The 20669-nt window shown below is 58.4% G+C and carries 22 protein-coding genes; 11 read left to right on the forward strand and 11 right to left on the reverse strand.

From position 1 onward, the window contains the following. Window positions 1-87: 87 nt before the first annotated feature. The 8 genes from cheZ to flgA all read right to left on the reverse strand — a co-directional run bounded on the left by cheZ (window position 88) and on the right by flgA (window position 6863). On the reverse strand, window positions 88-753 hold the full coding sequence (gene cheZ / locus CCR96_RS11015; protein WP_201220177.1) for a protein phosphatase CheZ: 666 nt from the start codon (window positions 751-753) through the stop codon (window positions 88-90). Window positions 754-793: 40 nt separating this feature from the next. Continuing rightward, complete coding sequence (gene cheY, locus CCR96_RS11020; RefSeq protein ID WP_200241781.1) at window positions 794-1183, reverse strand: chemotaxis response regulator CheY; 390 nt, start codon at window positions 1181-1183, stop codon at window positions 794-796. Window positions 1184-1232: 49 nt separating this feature from the next. After that, complete coding sequence (locus CCR96_RS25080; RefSeq protein ID WP_274601105.1) at window positions 1233-2954, reverse strand: methyl-accepting chemotaxis protein; 1722 nt, start codon at window positions 2952-2954, stop codon at window positions 1233-1235. 62 nt (window positions 2955-3016) lie between these two features. Next, window positions 3017-4078: a protein-glutamate methylesterase/protein-glutamine glutaminase gene (locus tag CCR96_RS11030; RefSeq protein ID WP_201220178.1), complete on the reverse strand. Its 1062-nt coding sequence runs from the start codon at window positions 4076-4078 to the stop codon at window positions 3017-3019. A gap of 100 nt (window positions 4079-4178) precedes the next feature. Then, window positions 4179-5048, reverse strand: coding sequence for a CheR family methyltransferase (locus CCR96_RS11035; RefSeq protein WP_420827264.1), 870 nt, complete (start codon window positions 5046-5048; stop codon window positions 4179-4181). 295 nt (window positions 5049-5343) lie between these two features. Beyond that, window positions 5344-5793 carry a flagella synthesis protein FlgN gene (locus CCR96_RS11040; protein WP_201220180.1) on the reverse strand — a complete coding sequence of 150 codons (450 nt, stop codon included), beginning with the start codon at window positions 5791-5793 and terminating at the stop codon, window positions 5344-5346. Between the two features lie 5 nt (window positions 5794-5798). Then, window positions 5799-6077, reverse strand: a complete 279-nt coding sequence (flgM, locus tag CCR96_RS11045) for a flagellar biosynthesis anti-sigma factor FlgM (RefSeq protein WP_201220181.1) — start codon at window positions 6075-6077, stop codon at window positions 5799-5801. A gap of 135 nt (window positions 6078-6212) precedes the next feature. Then, the gene (flgA, locus tag CCR96_RS11050) at window positions 6213-6863 is read right to left on the reverse strand and encodes a flagellar basal body P-ring formation chaperone FlgA (protein ID WP_201220182.1); all 651 of its coding nucleotides are present in this window, start codon (window positions 6861-6863) and stop codon (window positions 6213-6215) included. Between the two features lie 373 nt (window positions 6864-7236). Between flgA and flgB the strand changes: the two genes are divergently transcribed. The 11 genes from flgB (at window position 7237) to flgL (ending at window position 18740) form a co-directional block, all read left to right on the forward strand. Next, on the forward strand, window positions 7237-7665 hold the full coding sequence (flgB, locus tag CCR96_RS11055; protein ID WP_201220183.1) for a flagellar basal body rod protein FlgB: 429 nt from the start codon (window positions 7237-7239) through the stop codon (window positions 7663-7665). Window positions 7666-7741: 76 nt separating this feature from the next. Continuing rightward, window positions 7742-8149, forward strand: coding sequence for a flagellar basal body rod protein FlgC (flgC, locus tag CCR96_RS11060; RefSeq protein WP_201220184.1), 408 nt, complete (start codon window positions 7742-7744; stop codon window positions 8147-8149). A gap of 53 nt (window positions 8150-8202) precedes the next feature. Next, window positions 8203-8844, forward strand: a complete 642-nt coding sequence (locus CCR96_RS11065) for a flagellar hook assembly protein FlgD (protein ID WP_242518940.1) — start codon at window positions 8203-8205, stop codon at window positions 8842-8844. A 52-nt stretch (window positions 8845-8896) separates the two neighbouring features. Next, complete coding sequence (flgE, locus tag CCR96_RS11070; protein ID WP_201220186.1) at window positions 8897-10375, forward strand: flagellar hook protein FlgE; 1479 nt, start codon at window positions 8897-8899, stop codon at window positions 10373-10375. Window positions 10376-10481: 106 nt separating this feature from the next. Next, entirely contained in the window at window positions 10482-11240 is a 759-nt protein-coding gene (locus CCR96_RS11075) for a flagellar basal body rod protein FlgF (RefSeq protein ID WP_201220187.1), read from the forward strand. A 145-nt stretch (window positions 11241-11385) separates the two neighbouring features. After that, window positions 11386-12165 (forward strand): flagellar basal-body rod protein FlgG, encoded by a 780-nt coding sequence (gene flgG, locus CCR96_RS11080; protein ID WP_201220229.1) that lies wholly within the window; start codon window positions 11386-11388, stop codon window positions 12163-12165. A gap of 16 nt (window positions 12166-12181) precedes the next feature. Further along, the gene (locus CCR96_RS11085) at window positions 12182-12856 is read left to right on the forward strand and encodes a flagellar basal body L-ring protein FlgH (RefSeq protein WP_201220188.1); all 675 of its coding nucleotides are present in this window, start codon (window positions 12182-12184) and stop codon (window positions 12854-12856) included. 154 nt (window positions 12857-13010) lie between these two features. Then, a complete protein-coding gene (locus tag CCR96_RS11090) occupies window positions 13011-14069 on the forward strand; it encodes a flagellar basal body P-ring protein FlgI (RefSeq protein ID WP_242518931.1) in 1059 nt (352 codons plus the stop codon). Further along, entirely contained in the window at window positions 14069-15415 is a 1347-nt protein-coding gene (gene flgJ, locus CCR96_RS11095; protein ID WP_201220189.1) for a flagellar assembly peptidoglycan hydrolase FlgJ, read from the forward strand. Before CCR96_RS11090 ends, flgJ begins: the two co-directional genes overlap by 1 nt. Before the next feature lie 283 nt (window positions 15416-15698). Beyond that, on the forward strand, window positions 15699-17372 hold the full coding sequence (flgK, locus tag CCR96_RS11100; RefSeq protein ID WP_201220190.1) for a flagellar hook-associated protein FlgK: 1674 nt from the start codon (window positions 15699-15701) through the stop codon (window positions 17370-17372). Window positions 17373-17390: 18 nt separating this feature from the next. Next, window positions 17391-18740 (forward strand): flagellar hook-associated protein FlgL, encoded by a 1350-nt coding sequence (gene flgL, locus CCR96_RS11105; protein WP_201220191.1) that lies wholly within the window; start codon window positions 17391-17393, stop codon window positions 18738-18740. 7 nt (window positions 18741-18747) lie between these two features. Here flgL and fliR read toward each other — a convergent pair whose 3' ends face one another. The 3 genes from fliR to fliP form a co-directional block, all read right to left on the reverse strand. Further along, the gene (fliR, locus tag CCR96_RS11110) at window positions 18748-19536 is read right to left on the reverse strand and encodes a flagellar biosynthetic protein FliR (protein ID WP_201220192.1); all 789 of its coding nucleotides are present in this window, start codon (window positions 19534-19536) and stop codon (window positions 18748-18750) included. Window positions 19537-19577: 41 nt separating this feature from the next. Then, window positions 19578-19847, reverse strand: a complete 270-nt coding sequence (gene fliQ / locus CCR96_RS11115; RefSeq protein ID WP_201220193.1) for a flagellar biosynthesis protein FliQ — start codon at window positions 19845-19847, stop codon at window positions 19578-19580. A gap of 66 nt (window positions 19848-19913) precedes the next feature. Then, window positions 19914-20642, reverse strand: coding sequence for a flagellar type III secretion system pore protein FliP (fliP, locus tag CCR96_RS11120; RefSeq protein ID WP_420827265.1), 729 nt, complete (start codon window positions 20640-20642; stop codon window positions 19914-19916). Window positions 20643-20669 lie beyond the last annotated feature (27 nt).

Raw genomic sequence — 20669 nt, forward strand, 5'->3', positions numbered from 1 at the left:
GTTAGATCGCCAGCGATCCTCGCGGGAGTCGGGATGCGCGACAGCAATAGTGCCTTTGGCAGAGAGACTGGACAAGCGGCCGTTTGTTCAGAATCCGAGCTCGTCGAGAAGCGAGTCGACCTGATCCTGACTTCCCATCACGTCGTTGGCCTCGGGATTGATCTGCGGCCCGTTGAGTAGGCTATCGGAGCGGCTGCTATCGGCACGGCGCTGCATCTCATCACGCGCCTGGCCTTCCGGCACGCTATCGATCAGCACCTGCACGAGTTGGTTCTCGATCTCTCTGATCACCTCCATCATCCGCTTGATCACTTGGCCGGTCAGGTCTTGGAAGTCCTGCGCCATCATGATGTCGAGCAGTTCCTTATTGGTGGCCTGGGTTTTCTCTGGCACCTCGGCGAGGAAGGTGCGCGTGTCTTCGACGATGGCGCGCGCGGCATCCAGTTCTCGAGGCTCTGAAAACCACTCGGCCCAACGCTGATCGAGTGCTTCGGCGCGGCTCTCAAGCGCTTCCTGCAGCGGCTGCGCCCGATCAATGGCGTTGAGCGCACGATGCGCTGCCTGCTCGGTCATGTTGGCGATGTAGTTGAGCCGATCGCGGGCATCGGGGATGGCCTCTGCCGCCTTCTCGATCTCCTTATCGAGACCAAGCTCGCGCATGCTGTCGCGCAGCAGGCGCGTTAGGTTCCCGATTCGGGAGATCAGCACATCCATGCCCTGCTGATCATCCTGCGGCTTTTGTGTCGTGGTCATTGTCTGTCTCCAGCAATCCTGGACTGTCGTCGATCTGCTGTTACCAGCCCAGTTTCTCGAAGATCTTGTTCAATTTTTCATCGAGCGTGGCGGCGGTGAAAGGCTTGACCACATAGCCGCTCGCACCTGCTTGGGCGGCAGCAATGATATTTTCCTTCTTGGCCTCGGCCGTGACCATCAGAACGGGTAAGTCTTTGAGGTCTGGATCAGCGCGGATCTGCTTGAGCATTTCCATGCCATCCAGGTTGGGCATGTTCCAGTCTGCGACCACGAAATTGAACCCGCCGGCCTTGAGCTTGTTCAGCGCGTCCTGGCCATCCTCGGCCTCATCGACGTTGGTGAAGCCAAGCTCTTTCAGCAGGCTGCGCACAATGCGCCGCATGGTCGGAAAATCGTCGACGACCAATATGCCAATGTTTTTGTCTACCATCGCGAATCCTCTAACTATTCATCTCTAGTCATCTCTAGACTAGTCATCTCTAGAAGGCTTCCCACTCGTCTTCAGCGGGCGCTGTATGGCGCTGCTCCGGTTTGCCCGGGGGGGTGGCCCGGTCACCAGAAGAAGGCAGCGCAGCAGGCGGCCTCACGTGAGGCTTTGTGCTGTGTTCCTGTCGGCTGCTAGGCGCGGGCAACTGCTTAGAGGTGCTCGCCGTCTTGGTCAGGCGGAACTTGGCGATGGCCTGTTCCATGCGGCTCGCCTGTTCTTCCAAGGACGCCGCTGCCGCTGATGCCTCCTGTACCAAGGCGGCATTTTGTTGCGTCACCTCATCCATCTGTCCCACCGCCTGGCTGACCTGATCAATGCCCTGACTCTGTTCTTGGGAAGCGGCCGATATCTCGTCCATGATATCAGTGACTCGACGCACAGCCCCAACCACTTCTTCCATGGTGGTGCCTGCATTTTCCGCCAAGGATGAACCCGCCTGGATCTGCGCAACAGCCCCTTCGATCAATTCCTTGATCTCTTTTGCGGCGTCCGCGCTGCGACTGGCGAGGTTACGCACCTCACCGGCAACCACGGCAAACCCACGTCCCTGCTCACCGGCGCGGGCTGCTTCAACCGACGCATTCAGCGCCAGGATGTTGGTTTGGAAGGCGATTGAATCGATGACATTGGTGATCTCGGCAATCTGCTGAGAGCTGTTTGAGATGCCATGCATGGTCTTGACGACCTGCCCAACCACATCGCCTCCGCGCTCGGCGGTGGCAGAGGCCTCGAGAGCGAGGCCGCTGGCCTGGCGCGCATTATCCGCATTCTGTTTGACGGTGGCCGTCAGTTCTTCCATGCTTGAGGCGGTTTCCTCAAGGGCCGAGGCCTGCTGCTCGGTGCGTGAAGACAGATCAGCATTGCCGGCAGCGATCTCGCTGGCCCCTAAGTGAATGGCTTCACTGCTCTGGCGCACCTCGGCGATGACCCCGGCGAGGTGCGTGACCATGCGCTTCATGGCGACGAGCACGCTGCTGTTGTCATTGGCCTTGGTCTGGATCTCGAGGCTCAGGTCTTGATCGGCGACTCGCTCGGCGATCTCGGCCACCCGATAGGGTTCGGCCCCGAGCTGACGGTTGATGCCGGCGATGATCAGCCAGGCCAGCAGCACGCCACCAGTCAGGACTACCACTAGCGCGGTGATGATCATGTTCCGGTTGCTCAGATACTGTGCTGAGGCCTGTTCATAGGTCGTCTCAGCAACCTCGATCTGGACCTCCATCAAGGCATGAAAGCCCTCAACGATCGGGTCAATGACCGGATAGAGCTTGTCGCTCACAAAGGCCTCGAGCGCGGCTTGATCCTGTCGCTGCAGGATCTGTTGCAGCTCGCTGAGCGTAGCGTCGGCACTCGCCAAGAGCGGCCTGAGCGCGTTGACCAACCGCTCTTCCTGTGGCACCAACAGGGTGCCTAAGTAGGACTGCCAGGCCGATTCGATCTCGGCCAGCCCGGTCGAGATCGCGTTTTGCGCCTTGGTCCAGGTCAAGGCGCCGTCGTTGACCTTGTGTGACGCATCGACGATGTTGACAGCATAGTTGTCAACGATGGACTGAAGCTGGCCTAGTGGCAAGACCCGGTCTTGATAAACGGTGTCGAGTCCTTTGACGGCCTCGCTTTGCCCATAGAGCCCGAGCAAAGCCAGTGCAATCAGCGCGGCGGCGAGCAATCCGACGAGGAATGCGAGTTGAGTGGCGATCCTTATATTTTTGAACATGCTGGTCTTGCCTGTGTCGTGGAATCGAGCCGACGTGGAATCGAGCCGTGCCGGCGCATCATCTAGACCCGCTGCGCCCGACCGGATGCGGCCGCGAGCGCCATCATGCGTGCCGGGATCTCGTTGAGCGCCATGATTTCGCAGGCTCCACCGAGGGCAATCGCCTCGCGCGGCATGCCAAAGACCACGCAGCTTGCTTCGTCCTGGGCGATGGTGGGTGCCCCAGCGTTACGCATTTCGAGCAGACCGGCAGCGCCGTCTTTGCCCATGCCGGTGAGGATCACCCCAATCGCATTGCGACCAGCATACTCGGCCGCGGAGTGAAACAGCACGTCGACCGAGGGGCGATGGCGGTTGACCGGCGGTCCGTCGTCGAGCTTGACCACATAATTGGCGCCGCTGCGGGCCAGTTTCAGATGCTGGTCGCCGGGTGCGATGTAGGCATGGCCGGGCAGCACGCGCTCACCTTCTTCGGCCTCCTTGACGGAGACCTGGCTGAGCCGATCGAGGCGTTCGGCGAACGAGCGGGTAAAGCCGCCTGGCATATGTTGCGTGATCAGGATGCCTGGGCTGCTCGCGGGCAAGGGCTCGAGTACTTGGCGAATGGCCTCGGTACCACCGGTTGAGGCGCCAATGATCAGCAGCTTTTCGCTCGAGATCATCGGCGCCTTGAGGCGGGTTGGGGGCGGATCGCGCCGGTGGGGTGCGCGGCGCGGGCGCGAATGCGCGGCGGCTCGAAGCTTCTCGGCGATCTCCTCGGTATAGTCGATCATACCGCGGCGAATCCCAATCGAAGGCTTGGCGACGAAATCAAGTGCGCCGAGTTCAAGCGCGCGCAGGGTCACCTCGGAACCGGACTGGGTCAGCGAGGAGACCATCAATACTGGCATCGGGCGCAGCCGCATCAGTCGCTCGAGGAAGTCGAGGCCATCCATGCGCGGCATCTCGACATCGAGCGTTAGCACATCGGGGTTGTAACGCTTGATGAGATCCCGAGCCATAATCGGGTCCGATGCCACGGCAACCACCTGCATGTCCGGCTGGCTATTGATGATCTCGGTGAGCAAGTCCCGAATCAGCGCCGAGTCATCGACGCACAGCACCTTAATCTTAGTTGAGCTCAAAGTCGGCTCCTCCACCTCTCAATCGGTTGGTGAAAGACCAGGCCGCACCGGGCCTGTGCGCTGTCGCTAACGGGTCTCAGCGCCAACGGGTCTCAGGGCCTCAGGCGACGGTATAGACGGTCTGACCACGAAGTCGGAAGGCTTGACTGATGTAGGTGAAGTTCTCTGAGTGGCCAGCGAACAATAAGCCATCGGGCTTCATCATCGGAGCGAAGCGCTCAAGGATGCGCGCCTGGGTTTTTTTGTCGAAATAGATCATGATGTTACGACAGAAAATCGCGTCGAAAGGGCCTTTGACCGGCCATCCAGATGCGAGTAGGTTGAGCGCTTGGAAGTCGACCATCGCGCGCAGCTCGGGGCGCACGCGTGCCATCCCGGCTTGACCTCCGGTACCGCGCTGAAAGAAGCGCTTAATCCTCGCCTCGTCCATCTTGTGGACCTGTTCGATGGGATAGATCCCGGCCCGCGCCTTGGCCAGGGCCTCGGTATCGATGTCGGTTGCCGTCACTTTTGCATCCGCTGCGCGGGTGCCGAGGGTCTCAGCCAAGGTGATGGCGATGGAGTAGGGCTCCTCGCCCGTTGAAGCGGCTGCGCACCAGATCCTTATTGGGCCATGCCGGTCGCGGACATGATCGGCGAGCTGCGGGAAATGGTGGGATTCGCGGAAGAATGCGGTGAGGTTTGTGGTCAGCGCGTTGGTGAAGGCTTCCCATTCCTTGGCGTCGGGCCGACGTTCTAGGCGGGCTAAATATTCACTGAATTGCGTCAGTCCATAGTGCCTTAGGCGTCGGGCAAGGCGGCTGTAGACCATCTCGCGCTTGTGCTCGGCCAGCACAATACCCGCCCGTTTGTGGATCAGTTCGCGAATGCGGTGAAAATCCGTATCGGTGAGTTCGAGATCTCGATCTACCGTCCCATAGGATGACCAGCCATTGATCGTTGAGGCCGGCCGTTGCGCGAGCTCGTTCACACTCTCTCCCATCCGTACATCCCCCGGCTAATGCGTTCCTGTCCCGGGCGATCACGGTAGTTAGCGGCCCGCCCCGGGGCTCTTCACGCGGGCAATCCGGACAGCTTATCGCTACCACGGTTATCTGCATAGATAAAACAGTGGCGAGGGACATTCAATGAGTATAGGCAACCAGCGCATTTCCGCTGGCCTGACGAGTAGAAATTATCGTGATCGCGTATGCTGGATGAGGCTTGCGATGCAGGCTCGGTTGCCGCAGCAGGGTCGGCATGGTCAGCAAGGTGCGGGCTCGCGACTAGGCCGAGGCATTGATGCGGCCAGGCTGAGCCTTGGTTCGACCGCGGGTGTCGTAGAGGGTCTTCTCGGCGACGGCGTGAATCAGATTCAGCATCTTCTGATTGTGTTTGAGGCGCATCGTCAGCATGGCGCCAGCGAGTTCGTTGAGCCGAGCGGCGCGCTCGCTGGCGTCGCGAACGGCCTTCCAGTCGTCGAGGCAACCGGCATCACGCGCTGCCTCCTGTGCGCCGGCGTCACCGTCCGCATAGCCAAGCGCGGATTGGGTCTGCCGGCGCTGTTGCTCGGTCCGCTCGAGCTGCTCGAGCAGCGTTTGCTTATCAGCCGCAATCTGCTGCAGTAGCTCGCCATCGATGTTGCCCACCGCGAGCGCCTGGCGCTCTTGCTCCAACAGCGTCACTAGGGTGCCGAGAGCGTCGTATTGCGATCCGAGCAGGTGGGCAAGCGTCATCGCCGTTACACCTCGAGCAGATCACGAACGCTGGCGATCAGGCCATCAGCGATCCGGTCAGCGCGGACCTCTAAGCGGCCATCTCGAATCGCGTCACGAATGGCTTCGACATTGGCAACATTGATATCTTGATCGGTGGCCGCCGCCTCGCGATGCAGATGGGTCTGAACCGCGGGATCGGTGGTCTTGCTGGTGTCGCTCCGTACTGGCCCCTGTACCTTTGCGGATTGCTCCTGCGCGGGCTGGCTGGCGCGAAACAGCGGATGATGGGAGTCAATTTTCAAGGGTCTGGCCTCATTCCCGGTGCTTACTTCGATTATCGGCCCGCGGCGCGCGAACTTTAGCCGGATTAGCAACGGCGCCCGCTGCGGTTCATGCTCGCGAGGGTCGCGTTGCGAGTCTCCGCCTTCGGGCGCGGCTCAGAAATCGACGACCAGCTTTGCTTCCCCAACCACCCGCGCGTTGATCAAGTTGCGATTGCCGAACTGAACGCGAACCGAGTCTCCCAAGCCGCCGGTGTCCAGGGCTTTACCTTCACGGCTGACGCGGAAATTGGCACCGCGTGCTTCGACCGAGACCTGCTGACCCCGTCTCACCAGCGGTTTCGCTTCGAACTGGCGCTGTTGCAAGGGGACGCCTGCCGCTAGCGCGCGACGCGCCACCTGGCCGATGATCGACTCCGGCTCGAGCACCGCCTCGCGCGGCAGCTCGCTCAGGTTGCCCTCGCGCTGCGTCAGCATCGCGGCGGTGACTTGAGTGCCTGCTGCGATCTCCCGCTTGAGCACCGGATACTGTCCGTAGCGGTTGATCTCGGCCTGCAGGTAACGCACCTGCTGGCCCTGTTCGCCGCAACGCACGCCAACCGACACACGACCCTCGGCTTGCCGCGAGCGGTTCGGTAGAAACGGCTGCGGGGCCGAGCAGGGCGGCATCTGTGCGGCCGGCAGGTGGACCTCAATCACCACCTGGTCATCGTCGGCAAACTGCTGGTGCAGGAAGTCTTGCACCAGGTCGATCAGCGCCTCCTCTGCCCGCGCCTGGCCTGCCGTCGTAAGGCTTGACAGCGCCATCAGCGGGAGTATGCGCACAAGTGCGAGCCGGCTCTTCGCGCCTCGCCTCAGTGCCCGACTCCGCAGCCGAACTCGAACCCAGTCTTGGCAACGCGCAAGCAGTGAGACGACACGATGATGATGAGTCATGGTGACCATGGCGAACAAGTCATCGATGGCCTCGGCCTGATGGACAGGGCGCGTTGCCGCCTCAAACGCTGAAGCGTAGAGTTCACGGTAACAGCCTCGCAGGGACAGGGAAACGCGAATGTCGTCACAAAATGCACGCCTATTTATACCTTACATGTCGCTATTGCTCGGGTATGCTCTAAACTACCTAGGGTACTACCTAGCGTGGCTGGCGCTCGCCAGAGAGCACAAACCGAGGAAGCGGATGATCAATCAACTTGCGGCAGCGTTCAATTTTGTCCAAAAGGCCGCTGCGCTGCGCCAAGAGCGGCACGAAGTGCTCGCCAGCAACATTGCCAACGCGGATACGCCAAACTATTTGGCGCGCGACTTCGATTTTGCCAGTCAGCTCAAGAATGCGGTTGAGCGCGGGCGGTCGGCGGAGCAGGAGGGACTCAACTTGGCGCGGACATCCGCTCGTCACATCGAAGGCCAAGGTCCGCCGTTGAGTGGGTCCTCGCAGAGTGATGACCTCCTCTACCGTATCCCTGCCCAGCCTAGCCTCGACGGTAACACGGTCGAGATGGATCAAGAGCGCATGCAGTTTCTCGACAACGCGGTCCGCTACGAAACGGGATTGACCCTCATCAATCGCAGGGTTCAGGGCCTCAAGGGCGCGATGCAGCCCGAGTAGCCGACTGACAGCGCGAACCGAAGAACGCCGGACTGAACGAACGCCTAACCGAACAAACGCCTAAGAGCATGTCTCAATGACGATATTTTCCGTTTTCGAGGTCGCCGGCTCGGCCATGCAGGCCCAGTCACAGCGCATGAATGTGACCGCGAGCAACCTCGCGAACGCCGACAGCCTCGCTGGACCCGACAACCAACCTTACCGCGCCAAGCAGGTCATCTTCGAGAGCCTCGCGCAAAACGCGCGTGGCATCGGTGGTGTTCGCGTGCGCGAGGTCATTGATGATCCATCCCCGATGCGGTTGGAATATCAGCCAGGCAACCCGCTGGCTGACGAGCGAGGGTACGTGACCCTGCCCAACGTCGAGCCCGTCCACGAGATGGTGAACATGATCTCCGCCTCGCGGTCATACCAGGCGAATGTCGAGGTGGTGAATACCAGTAAACAGCTCATGATGAAGACACTGACCATTGGAGAGGGTTAACGATTATGATCAACGGTGTTGATAACGCCCTAGCGGCGAATGCTGGCAGCAGTATGCCGCTGAGCAAGAGTCAGTCTGATGAGCTGCGCGAGAGCTTCTTGCTGTTGCTCACCACCCAGCTGCAGAACCAAGACCCGCTCAACCCGCTCGAAAATGCCGAGATGACCACGCAGATCGCGCAGATCAACATGGTCAGCGGCATTGAAAAGCTGAACGAAACCCTTCAGGCCATCACCGGGCAGATCGATGCCAATCAGGCGTTGCAGGCCAGTGCGTTGATTGGAAAGGGGGTGATGGTGCCGGGAAACAAGGTCATGCTGCAACAAGATGAGGATGGTGAGCCCCAAACCACTCCATTCGGCATCGAGCTTGAAGCACCCGCTGAGAACATCCAGGTCACAGTGACTGGCGCAGATGGCGCGGTGGTCAGCCAGTTCAATACCGGGCCAGTCGAGGCGGGCGTCAGTTCCTTCTATTGGGATGGCATGACCAATGAAGGTGAAGCGGCTGCGTCAGGGGCCTATTCGGTGAGGCTTGAGGCCGTCGATGCTGATGATGAAGCCATTGCCGGTGAGGTCTTGAATTACGCGTCTGTTCTTGGTGTAACGCCGCAAGACCAAAATGGCCAGGTGAGCCTGGATCTTGGCGCCGTTTATGGTCGTGTTGGGATGGAGGCCATACGGCAGATTCTCTAGCCATCGCAGATTATATTTCTAGATTACCCTAGGTTCGAATGGAGAATACCTGATGAGCTTCTCACAAGCATTAAGCGGTCTGCGCGCCCAAGCCGAAAACATTAAGGTGATTAGTAACAACATTGCCAACTCTCAGACGGTCGGGTTCAAGTCTGGCAATGTACTATTCGCCGATGTGTTTGCTGGCGCCTCAAGTAAAGTGGGTCTGGGTGTCAATATCGCCGGAGTTATGCAGGATTTCCGCTCTGGCGATCTGGAGAACACTGGCAGGAACCTAGACTTGGCAATTGCAGGGCAGGGCTTTTATCGCTTAGAGAAGTCTAATGGTGAGGTCGTTTTTTCACGCAACGGTGAGATCAACCAAAACCAGAATGGTTTCTTGGTTAACGGGACAGGACAGTTCCTGACCGGGTACGGTCTGGCTGACGCGAATGACCCTTTCTCAAGGGTTATCCCGGGTGGAGTGCCGCAACGATTACAGATTCCTCAAGATGATATTCCCGCAAATGCCACAACAGAAGCAAACGCAGTTTACAACCTCAATGCTTCCACCATTGGCACGAATGTCTCGAACGATGATTTGCAGACAGCAGCAGTAGTCACAGATAACACAACTGATCCACCGACGACCGCGAATGTTGGATTTCATTTTTCATCGAGTTACTCAGTCTATGATTCTCTTGGAAATCAACGAAATGTTACAACCTATTATACGAAAATAGCAGACAACCAATGGGAAGTTAGGTTTGCTATGGATGGACAAAGACCAGGTGGATTTCCTCTCGATGCTGGAGGAGACAATAACGCACCTGATTTCGTGTTGAACTTTGATGCTGATGGGTCTTTAACCCAATACTTTGATAGTTCTACTCCTCCTGTTTTGATTTCACAAGGCATTGATCCTGGTCCTGCATTCGATTTTGCTGATTCATTCCCCGACGACGGCCCACCAGACAGTATTGCAAGCGTTGGTCAAGCGAGTGACGGCACGGCTGCAAACCCTACACAGGCCTCGTTCACATTGACATTTCCTTTAAATGCTGCAGCTGCTGGCGATCCTCCAGATGGATTTGACCTCGGCGGCGCTGCCGAATTGGCATTTAACCTCAGTCTTGAAGGAACTACTCAGTTCAATAACAATTCACTACTGAATACCCTCGACCAAAATGGCTATACATCAGGTACACTCATCGGTATTGAGGTTGAGGAAGATGGTACAGTTACACGAATCTACACCAACGAGGAGCGGCGCGCTGCGGGCCAGATCGTACTGACTAACTTTATTAACCCTGAAGGGCTGCAGCCCGATGGCGACAATGCCTGGCGGCAGACCAATGCCTCCGGAGAACCCGTCATTGGGGTGGCTGGCACGGGCATTTTTGGGACGATTGAGGGCGGGGTGCTCGAGAACTCAAATGTTGATCTGGCGCAGCAGCTCGTCGATATGATCGTTTCGCAGCGCGCTTATCAGGCCAACTCGTCATCAATCGGCACCCAGGATGAGATGCTACAGACGGTTATCAACCTGTAATTGGGTACTTGCTTGGCCAGAGTCTCTCCCAGGCTCTGACAAGCGTTCTCTTTCGCCCATTGCAGATTGCTCTGGGCGACACCAGACTGGTCGCTGACTTCTTCCTATGGATCGCATCCTCTACACCGCCATGAGTGGCGCCCAGCAAGGCCTGCAGCAGCAGGCGGTGGTCACCAACAATCTGGCCAATGCGACCACGACGGGCTTTCGCGCCCAGCTCTATGCAGCGCGCGCAGTGCCGGTGCAGGGCGAGGCTGCGAGTGCTACCCGAGTCTCGACGGTGGCATCAACTCCAGGAAGCGATTTCACCCCCGGGCCGATCAGCACCACGGGACACCCACTGGATGTGGCCATCGACGGTGAGGCTTGGATCGCGGTGCAGGCCGAGGATGGCACTGAGGCCTACACTCGCCGCGGTGAACTTCAGGTCAATAGTGACGGCGTGCTCGAGATTGCTGGTCGTCCGGTCATCGGCGATGGTGGCCCCGTCATTGTGCCCTTGGAGTCACAGCTCTCCATTGGTGACGATGGCACCCTCAGCGCCATTGGCGCAGGGCAAGGGCCGGATGCGATTGCCGACATCGGTCGCATTAAGTTGGTCGAGCCTGGTCAACAGATACTGCAGCGCGGTGATGATGGCTTGTTTCGCCCCCCGGAAAACGAGGAGGGTCTGGTGATTCCGCTGCCGAGGGATGAAGCGGCAACCCTGGTCAGCGGCAGTCTTGAGGGCAGCAATGTCAGTCCCGTTGAGGCGATGGTGTCGATGATCAGCGCCGCCCGCCATTTCGAGATGCAGATGTCAGTGATCTCGACGGCGGATGAGAACGACCAGCGTGCCAATAGCATCCTGGCGCTGCAAGGCTAGCGCAAACCATTTGCAACAACAGAGTTATTCAGGCTCGCAATCGTCACCGCGAGCGGTTTGGGATAGACCGCGGGCGTTTCTTTAATAGAGTCTTTACTGAATAATGCACTGACTTCGCTATTTCCAGGAGACCGCCGCCATGGCCATGATCCGATCGCTCTCGACCTCCAAGACCGGCCTTGAGGGCCAACAAACTAACCTTGATGTCATCTCCAACAACCTGGCCAATGTTAGTACAGCTGGCTTTAAGCGTTCGCGCGCGGTATTCGCTGACTTGCTTTACCAAAACCTGCGCCAGCCTGGTGCACTGAATAATGTCCAGGACCGCCTCCCATCGGGTCTGCAGATCGGCAGTGGAGTGCGACCCATTGCGGTTGCCCGACAGATGACGCAAGGCAGCCTTGAGGCTGCAAACTCGAATGATTTGGCGATTCAGGGTGAGGGCTTTTTTCAAGTATTGATGCCTGATGGCACCATCGCTTATACCCGCGATGGTACCTTTGAGTTTAATGAGAATGGCCAGATGGTGACCTCGAATGGCTTTCCGCTGGAGCCGGCGATCATCAAACCCGATAATACCCTGGATGTGACGGTTGGAAATGATGGTATTGTGTCGGTAACCCTGCCTGGTGATCCTTTGGGCCAGGAGATCGGTCAGATTACACTCGTCACCTTTATTAACCCCGTCGGCCTGCAGAGCATGGGTGATAACCTCTATCAGGAGACCGCTGCCTCGGGGCCACCGAATGAGAACCTCCCCGGCTTCAATGGGGCGGGCACCTTGCGACAAGGCTACATCGAGACCTCCAACGTCAATGTGGTGGAGGAGATGGTCAATATGATTACCACCCAGCGCGCCTATGAGATCAACAGCCGCGCGGTGCAGACCAGTGATGAGATGCTGGCCCGCCTGACGCAGCTGTAAGCACTCTGCTGACCCGATGATCACTCGGATTGCGACGCTGGTGCTATGCGCCTCATTACTTGGCCTCGGGGGCTGCGCGCAAGTCCCACGCCGATCCGTCGTGGGAGACTATCGGCCGGTGCAGATTGCCGAGCCACCGAGTCGAGTTGCCGACGGATCAATCTTTCAGCCACGCCGTGGGATTCGGCCGCTATTCGAGGATAGCCGACCACGGATGCCGGGTGATATCCTGACCATCGTGCTCAATGAGCAGGTGAGTGCGACCAAGAATTCTCGTTCGAATGCATCCCGGGATGGTGGCGTGTCCATCGGCGGGGAGCTTTTCAGACTGGCACGCGTCAACGAGCTTCAGGAGGGGGGCTTGGACATCGACGGGTCTAACGATTTTTCCGGCAGTGGGGGCTCGCAGGCCAGCAATAGCTTCACTGGAACTATCACCGTGACCGTCGTGGATGTGATGCCGAACGGCAATCTTAGGGTGCATGGCGAGAAGCAGATCGCGATCAATCAAGGTGTCGAGTACATCCGCTTTTCCGGTGTCATCGATCCACTTAGGATTACCGGCCAGAATACGGTGTCTTCAACAGCGGTTGCCGACGCCCGTATTGAATATGTAGGCGATGGCTACATCAATGAGGCCCAGCAAATGGGTTGGCTGCAGCGGTTCTTCCTAAATATCTCGCCGATCTGAACGATGAAGACGCGAGGTTCCTCTGTTTGACAATACATGTCATTTAGCGATACCGAACATGATGATGCAAGCCTCTAGCTTCTCGACATCGATGATGCACAAGGGGCCAAAATGGCTCGTTCAGCTTGTATCAGCTGTATTGATCACGGTGATAATGGTACTGCCGGCCTCCGCCGAGCGCATTCAAGAGCTTGCCGACTTTGCTGGCGTCCGCGATAACCCACTGGTTGGCTTCGGTCTAGTCGTTGGCCTAGACGGCACCGGTGACCAGACCATGCAGGCGCCTTTCACCGGGCAGAGCCTGAGCAATATGCTCAGGCAACTGGGGATCACCATCCCCGCTGGCACCAACATGCAGCTGCGCAATATCGCCGCGGTGATGGTCACCGCCGATCTGCCGCCTTTCTCGCGGCCCGGTCAGCGCCTGGATGTGAATGTCTCATCGGTCGGCAACGCACGCAGCCTCAAAGGCGGCACCTTGCTGATGACCCCGCTCAAAGGCGCCGATGGTGAGATCTACGCTATTGCCCAAGGTAACCTGCTAGTGCCGGGAGCAGGCGCAGCAGCCGGTGGCGCCGCGGTGCAGATCAATCAACTCGGGGCTGGGCGCATCCCGGGTGGCGCGATTGTCGAGGAGGGTGTTCCGGTTGATCTCAATGCTAGGGGCGGCCTGCTCGAACTGGTGCTGAAAGAGGCTGACTTCGGCACCGCCAAGCGCATTGTCGATGCCATCAACGAGGAATTCGGCTGCATCATGGCCAAGGGCGTCAATGGCCGGGTGATCGAGCTGAATGGCCCGCCGAGCGATGATCAACGCCTGGGCTTCATGGCGCGGGTCGAAAGTATCCAAGTCACCCCGACCGAGGCGCCGGCGCGGGTCGTCTTCAACGCCCGCACCGGCTCGGTGGTGATGAACAGCGCCGTGACGCTGCGACGCGCAGCGGTGGCGCACGGCAACCTATCGGTGGTCATCGAGACCCAATTCCAGGTCAGTCAGCCGCCACCGTTTAGCGGTGGCGAGACCGTGGTGGTGCCGGAGACCCAGATTACCATCGAAGAGCAAGATAGCTTCCTGCGCCTGGTGGGTGGCGCGGATCTGACCGAGGTGGTCAGCGCGCTCAATGCCCTTGGCGCTAGCCCGCAAGACCTGATGGCCATCCTCGAGGCGCTCAAGGCCTCGGGTTCGCTGCGCGCTGAGCTGGAGATCATCTGATGCAGGCCGAGAGCGCTGCCAGCCAATTCGCACTGGATGTGCAAGGGTTGCAACGCCTGAAGCAAGGCGCGCGTGAGCAGGACCCCGAGGCGCTGCGCGCGGCGGCCCAGCAGTTCGAGGCGCTGTTCCTGCATGCGATGATCAAGGGCATGCGCGCGACCGTGCCGACCAGCGATCTGACCAACAGCAAGCAGACCGAGTTCTACCAATCGCTGCTCGATCACCAATGGGCGCAAACCATGGCCGAGCGCGGCATCGGGCTGGCTGATCAGTTGGTCGAACAGCTCGAGTCCGGTCAGCGGCGTCCGTCTGCGGTGACGACTCCGCAAGCCGCGGCGGCCGCGACTGCAGCGCTTGATCAAAACGACCTGCTTGCCCACATCCCGCGCGGTGAGCCGCGGATGCTAAAGACCCCGTCCGATCAGCGGCAGTCGGCTGAGGCCGAGAAGGCGCCTGCCAGCCCGAATCCCGTTGCCGCGGCCGCAGCCAGCCCTGATCAGGATCGGCCAATCGCCGATACGCCAGCTTCATTGTTCGCTGCTCAGGCTGCGATCGCTGGCGGTGGTGGTCGCTATGCGCTGTTTGAGCCGGCGGCAACGGCTCCCCTGATCGAGCGGACGGGTGCTCAGTCATCATCTGGCTTGCTCGATCCCGAAAGCGAGGCAAGTCGCACACCGGCTAGCGATCGAGCCACTCTGACTGCTGGTCATCAGACCGCCCAGGTCACTGGTGACGCAGCCGATTATTGGGCGCCTTCACCGGGTGGTTTGCTCGATGCGTTGAGTGGCTCCCTCGATCCTCGACCGGCGAATCTGAGCGCGATGACCACCGCCGATCTGCGTGATCAGCCTGCGCATGTACAGGCCTTCTTGCAGCCATTGCTAGCACCTGCCCAGGCCGCAAGCCAGAAGACCGGCGTGCCTGCTGAGCTGATCCTGGCGCAAGCCGCGTTGGAGACCGGCTGGGGCCGCCACCAGATTCGGACCGACGATGGGCGCAACAGTCATAACCTGTTTGGCATCAAGGCGGGGAGCCATTGGCAAGGGCCGACCGCCGCGGTCACCACCCACGAGTACTACAACGGTCAACGCACCCGAATCAGGGACCAGTTTCGCGTCTACGACTCCTACGAGGCGGCCTTTACCGACTATGGCCGCCTGATCAGCCGCAGCCCGCGTTACGCAGCAGTCGGCACGGCTCCAACTGCCGAACAGGCAGCGCGCGCCTTACAGGCAGGGGGGTACGCGACGGACCCCGCCTATGCCGATAAACTGATCAAGATCATGGGGCATCTAGATGCTGTCGTCACCGAGGCCAAGCGCTCGCCGCTGATTCAGGGATTTTAGCCCTGTGGCGGCAGAGACTTGGCAGAAGCCGAGAGGCATCCTGGCTGGTCGTGACTGGCTGGTCGTGATGAGGCGCATGACCTCCAGGGGATACTCAAGAGGATGAGTACCTCTTGGCGAACGTTCAGGGCGCGTCACCACTGCAAGAGAAAGGGTCTGCTCGCCGCGAGGTTTTAGCGTTTAGGGGCTATCCGGGCGTCTCAAGCTTCTCGAGATTCTGCCGATATGTACTGTTATCAGGGTTAGTGACCGAGCTTGAAATAACACGGTCGGGAAGAAAAACATGAGTCTCTACTCCATCGGACTAAGTGGTCTAAATACTGCGCAAGTCGCCCTCAAGACGACCAGCAATAACATCAGCAATGTCTACACGCCCGGCCACAACCGAGAGATCACTCGGCTGTCCAACAACGGCGCGGAAGCCGGCGTTAAAGTTGTCGATGTCGAGCGTCAATTCAATCTATACGTCGCCAACCAACTTAATGCCTCGCTCAGCAATACCCGCGGGCTTGAGGCTTATCGCACTGAGGTTGAGCAGATCAACAACCTGCTTGCCGATCGCGAGGCGGGTTTATCGCCTTTGATGCAAAACTTTTTCTCTAGTCTGGAAGACCTGACAGCTAGCCCCTCCGATCCGGCTTCACGGCAAGGCGTGCTTGGCACCGCTGGGACCATGACCGCCCAGTTTCGTGCGTTCGATCGTTATCTGGAGGATATGCAGCAGGGTGTGAACAACCAGATCCGCGATGAAGTCACTCAGATCAACAACTTGACACAACAATTCGCGGTGCTGAACCGCGAGATCGCGCTCGCGCAAGCGAGCCGTGGCTCAGCGCCGAATGGACTGCTTGATCAACGTGACCAGCTCGTCAAAGACCTTAACCAGCGCATGGATATCCGCCTCAATATTCAGGATGGCGACAGCTACAACATTAGTTTACCCAATGGCCAGCAATTGGTTACCGGTACCAAGGCGACCAAGTTGGCTGCCATGGATGCACCTAATGATCCACGACGCACGCTAATCGGCTACCAGGATGGTCGAAGCGGAGGCGTTGTACCGTTGCAAGAGAACCTAATCACTGGCGGCAGCCTCGGTGGGCTGATGACCTTCCGCAACGAGACGCTGGATAAGACCCAAAACCAGATCGGCCAGCTAGCGGCCTCTCTAGTCATTGGTTTCAACGACCAACACCGGCTGGGTCGTGACCTCAATGGTGATCAAGGCACAGACTTTTTTAGCATCGCTGATCCTGTTGTCTATTCGGATGACCGCAACAGCGGGAGCGCCAGCATCACGAATGCAGCCTTCGATACCGCCAATGTCTCTCAGTTGCGTGCCACTGATTATGAGGTGCTGGTGACCGACGCCGCTGCTCCCGCGTTTAGTGTGATCCGCAAAGATACCGGCGAAACTCTGGATGCAGCCGAGGTGAGTTTTGCTGACCCGAACGGAGACGGAACCAACGCCATCCTCAGTTTCGGTGGCGTTACCCTGACCTTCGATGACGTCGGTGAACTCGCCGTCAACGACAGCTTCGAAGTGCAACCCGTTCGTCACGCAGCGGTGGGGATGGAAGTTCTGATCAGTGATACGGATAAGATTGCCGCCGGCCTGTTTGCGGACCCAGATAGCGGTCCCGGTGACAACCGCAATGCGCTCGCACTCCAAGAGCTCCAGAATGCGGATCTAGTGGCAGGGCAAGCAACCCTGACGCAGGCCTACGCCAGCATTGTCTCCGATGTCGGCAACCGCACTAATATCGTGCAGGTTAATCTGGACGCCAGCTTGGGCATCACCGAGCAGCTCGAAGCTTTACAGCAGTCTGAGTCGGGCGTCAACCTGGACGAAGAGGCGGCTAACCTGATTCGCTTTCAGCAATTCTATGCCGCTAACGCCCGGGTCATCGACACCGCTTCGACGATCTTCGATACCATCCTTGGCCTGCGCAACTAATTTTGGGGTGTATTCGCCATGATGCGCATCAGTACCGTCACCATGTTTCAGCAGAGTCTGTCGTCGATGAACCGGCAACAGAGCGATTTTTTAAAGGTTGGCCTCCAGATCGCCAGCGGTCGCCGTGTGATGACACCCGCGGACGACCCGCAAGATGCCTCGCGTGCCGTGCGAGTATCCCAAGCGCAGGCAGCGACGCAACAGAATACCGACTCTCGGGTCAGCGCCCGCAACGCGCTCTCCTTGACCGAGAGCACGTTAAATAGCGTCAGCGACACGGTTATCCGCGCCAAGACACTGCTGGTCCAGGCGGCGAGTGATACCTTGAGTGATTCTGATCGGAAAGCTGTTGCGGCTGAATTGACCGGCCTCTATGAGACGCTGGTTGGTCAAGGCAATGCGACGGATGGCAATGGCAATTATCTCTTCGGTGGCTATAAGGATGAGTCACCACCATTCGTGATGCAATCGGTTGGTGCTGGCATAAACTCTGTACAGTATGTCGGCGACAGCAACGTCCGTGAACAACGCATTGATTCCGCGCGTCTGATGGCGGTTAGCGACAACGGCCAAGAGCTATTCCAGAGCGTACCGAGTGGAGCCATTTATGTAGCGCGTGCGGAAAGAGACACCGATGGTCCAGTAGACTTCGGTACCGATGAGGTTGGGGTGCAACAAGGCTATTATCGCAATGAAGGGACGGTGACTTTCAGCGGTCCAAACCGTATCGATACTAACCATCCCGATTTCGGTAAGCCCTTCTCACTGACCTTTACTGTCGATGACACGGCGGATCCTCCGGTGGTTACCTTCAGCGTGACCACTCCGGACGACGCTACCGGAGCACCAACCCCAGTGTCAGATAGTGACGGCAATCCGGTCACTAATAAGCCGTATGTTTCAGGAGCAACCGTCGAGTTCGGCGGTATCAATATTACTCTAAGCGGTGATCCAGAGGATGGCGATCAGATCCAGATGCGCGAAGCTGATGACCCTGAAGCCAATCAAGATGTCTTCAAGACGCTCAAGGATGCTATTGATGTGCTGCAACTCGATCAAGAAGGCTCCCAGGCCACCCATATTCATGTGCGCAACACCATTAATACTACGATGCGCGAACTGGATAACAGCCTCGATAATATTCTTACTCAGCGTGCCTCGGTTGGTGCGCGCCTGAATGAGCTGGATTTGGTTGATACGGTAAGCAGCAATCGGATGCTTAACTATGACCAGGTGATGTCGGATCTAGTTGATCTTGATTACGGTGAGGCTGTGACTGAATACAGCCTACGCCAGGTCGGTCTACAAGCCGCCCAGCGCGCCTTTGTCGACGTTCAGGGCATGTCCTTATTCGATTTCATGCGCTGAATGATCGCTAGAGCGGCGCAAGCATATCTAACAGCCGCTGTTGCATGCTCAGCGCGTGGGTGAATATCCGCTCGAGAAACCCGCCGTAGTGCGCCATCATCACCATCAAAAGCACCAGTCCGAAGATCAGGGAGGTTGGGAAGCCAATTGAGAAGACGGTTAGCTGAGGTGATGCGCGATTGAGAATACCAAGACCGATGCTGACAATCACTAAGGGCGCAACGACGGGCAGCGCCAGCAGCATGCCGCTAGTGAAGACCACGCCGCTGTAACGCGCCAGGAGTTCAAAGGCATCCGGGTTAAAACCACCTAAGCCGATAGGTAGGGTCTGGAAGCTGGTAGCGAGGATCTCAAGCACGATTAAATGGCCATTGAGGGCCAGGAACATAATCAGCGCGATGGTGAAGAGGATGCGCGACAACACGGCAATATTGGTGCCGCTCCCGGGGTCAAAAAAGTTGGCGAAGGCTAGACCCATCTTGAGTCCAATAAAGGCGCCCGCGGCCTGCACAATGCCGAACGTGAATTGCATGACCATGCCGATCGAGACGCCGATGATGATCTGCTCGACGATGATACCTAGGCCACCCCAGGACATGATGGGAACGGGGGGCAGCGGCGGTAGCGCGGGAGAAATGACGATCGCGATCAGCGCCGCGAGACCGACTTTGGCCTCGTTGGGCACGCTGGAATGACCCCAGAGCGGCGATGCGGCAAAGAACGCGGTGATCCGCGTAAATGGCCAGAGAAACATCGCCAGCCAAGTCTGGAGTTGGTCAAAGGTGACCTCGATCACGGCGAATGGATCTTCACGCTAAAGTCATGATCAGGTCACGTTCAAGTCACGATCAATGGGATTTCAGTAAAGAGTTTACGCGTGAAGGTGGTGATCAGTTGCAGCAGCCAGGGGCCTGCAAGGATCAATACAAAAAAGATCACCAGCACCTTGGGAATAAAGGTCAGGGTCATCTCGTTGATCTGTGTCGCGGCCTGGAACAGGCTGATCAGCAAACCCGTGACGAGCGCGGAGAGCAGCACTGGACCCGCGAGAAAGAGCGCGATGCGCATCCCTTGAGAGGCCAGGCTCATCACTTCTTCGGGTGTCATGCGCGGATCTCCAGGTTACGGTGAAATGAGCGCTTTATCAGCCGGGATGGCTCCGCGCTAGCGACGTTAGACGTAAAAACTTTCCGCCAATGAGCCGATGATCAGTTGCCAACCGTCGACGAGGACGAACAGCATCAGCTTGAACGGCAGCGAAATCGTGATGGGCGGTACCATCATCATGCCCAACGCCATCAGTGTACTCGCGACCACCAGATCGATGATCAAAAATGGAATGAAGATCGTAAAGCCGATCTGAAAGGCAGTCTTCAGTTCGCTGGTGACGAAGGCGGGCACCAGGATGCGTAACGGGACGTCTTCCGGGCCTTGCATCGGGCCGATGGTCGCCAAGCGTGCGAAGAGGGCCAGATCGGGCTCTCTTGTCTGTGCCAGCATGAATTCGCGCATGGGCCCTTGAGCCTGATCGAGAAACTCGTCGAAACTGATCTCATCCTCGCGCAGCGGTACCCAGGCATCTTCATAGACCCGATCGAAGACCGGTGCCATGATGAAGAAGGTCAGGAACAGCGCTAAACCGAGTAACACCTGATTCGACGGTGTGGCCTGGGTTCCCATGGCCGTGCGCAACAGGCTGAGGACGATGATGATCCGGGTGAAGCTGGTCATCATCAACAGCAACGCAGGCAAGAACGCCAGCGAGCTGAGCAGCAACAGTGTCTGCAGTGACAGTGACCAGCGCTGACCGCCGTCTTCCAATGGCTGGCTCGTGAGCCCTGGCAACTGCTGAGCTGAGGCCGGCTCGGCAAGCAGCAGCCAAGCTGCTGCCAGTATGAGCATGATGGCTAACGCGAGAACCGTCTTCGC

This window comes from Halochromatium roseum, assembly GCF_016653315.1.
In the GTDB taxonomy this organism is placed as follows: domain Bacteria; phylum Pseudomonadota; class Gammaproteobacteria; order Chromatiales; family Chromatiaceae; genus Lamprobacter; species Lamprobacter roseus.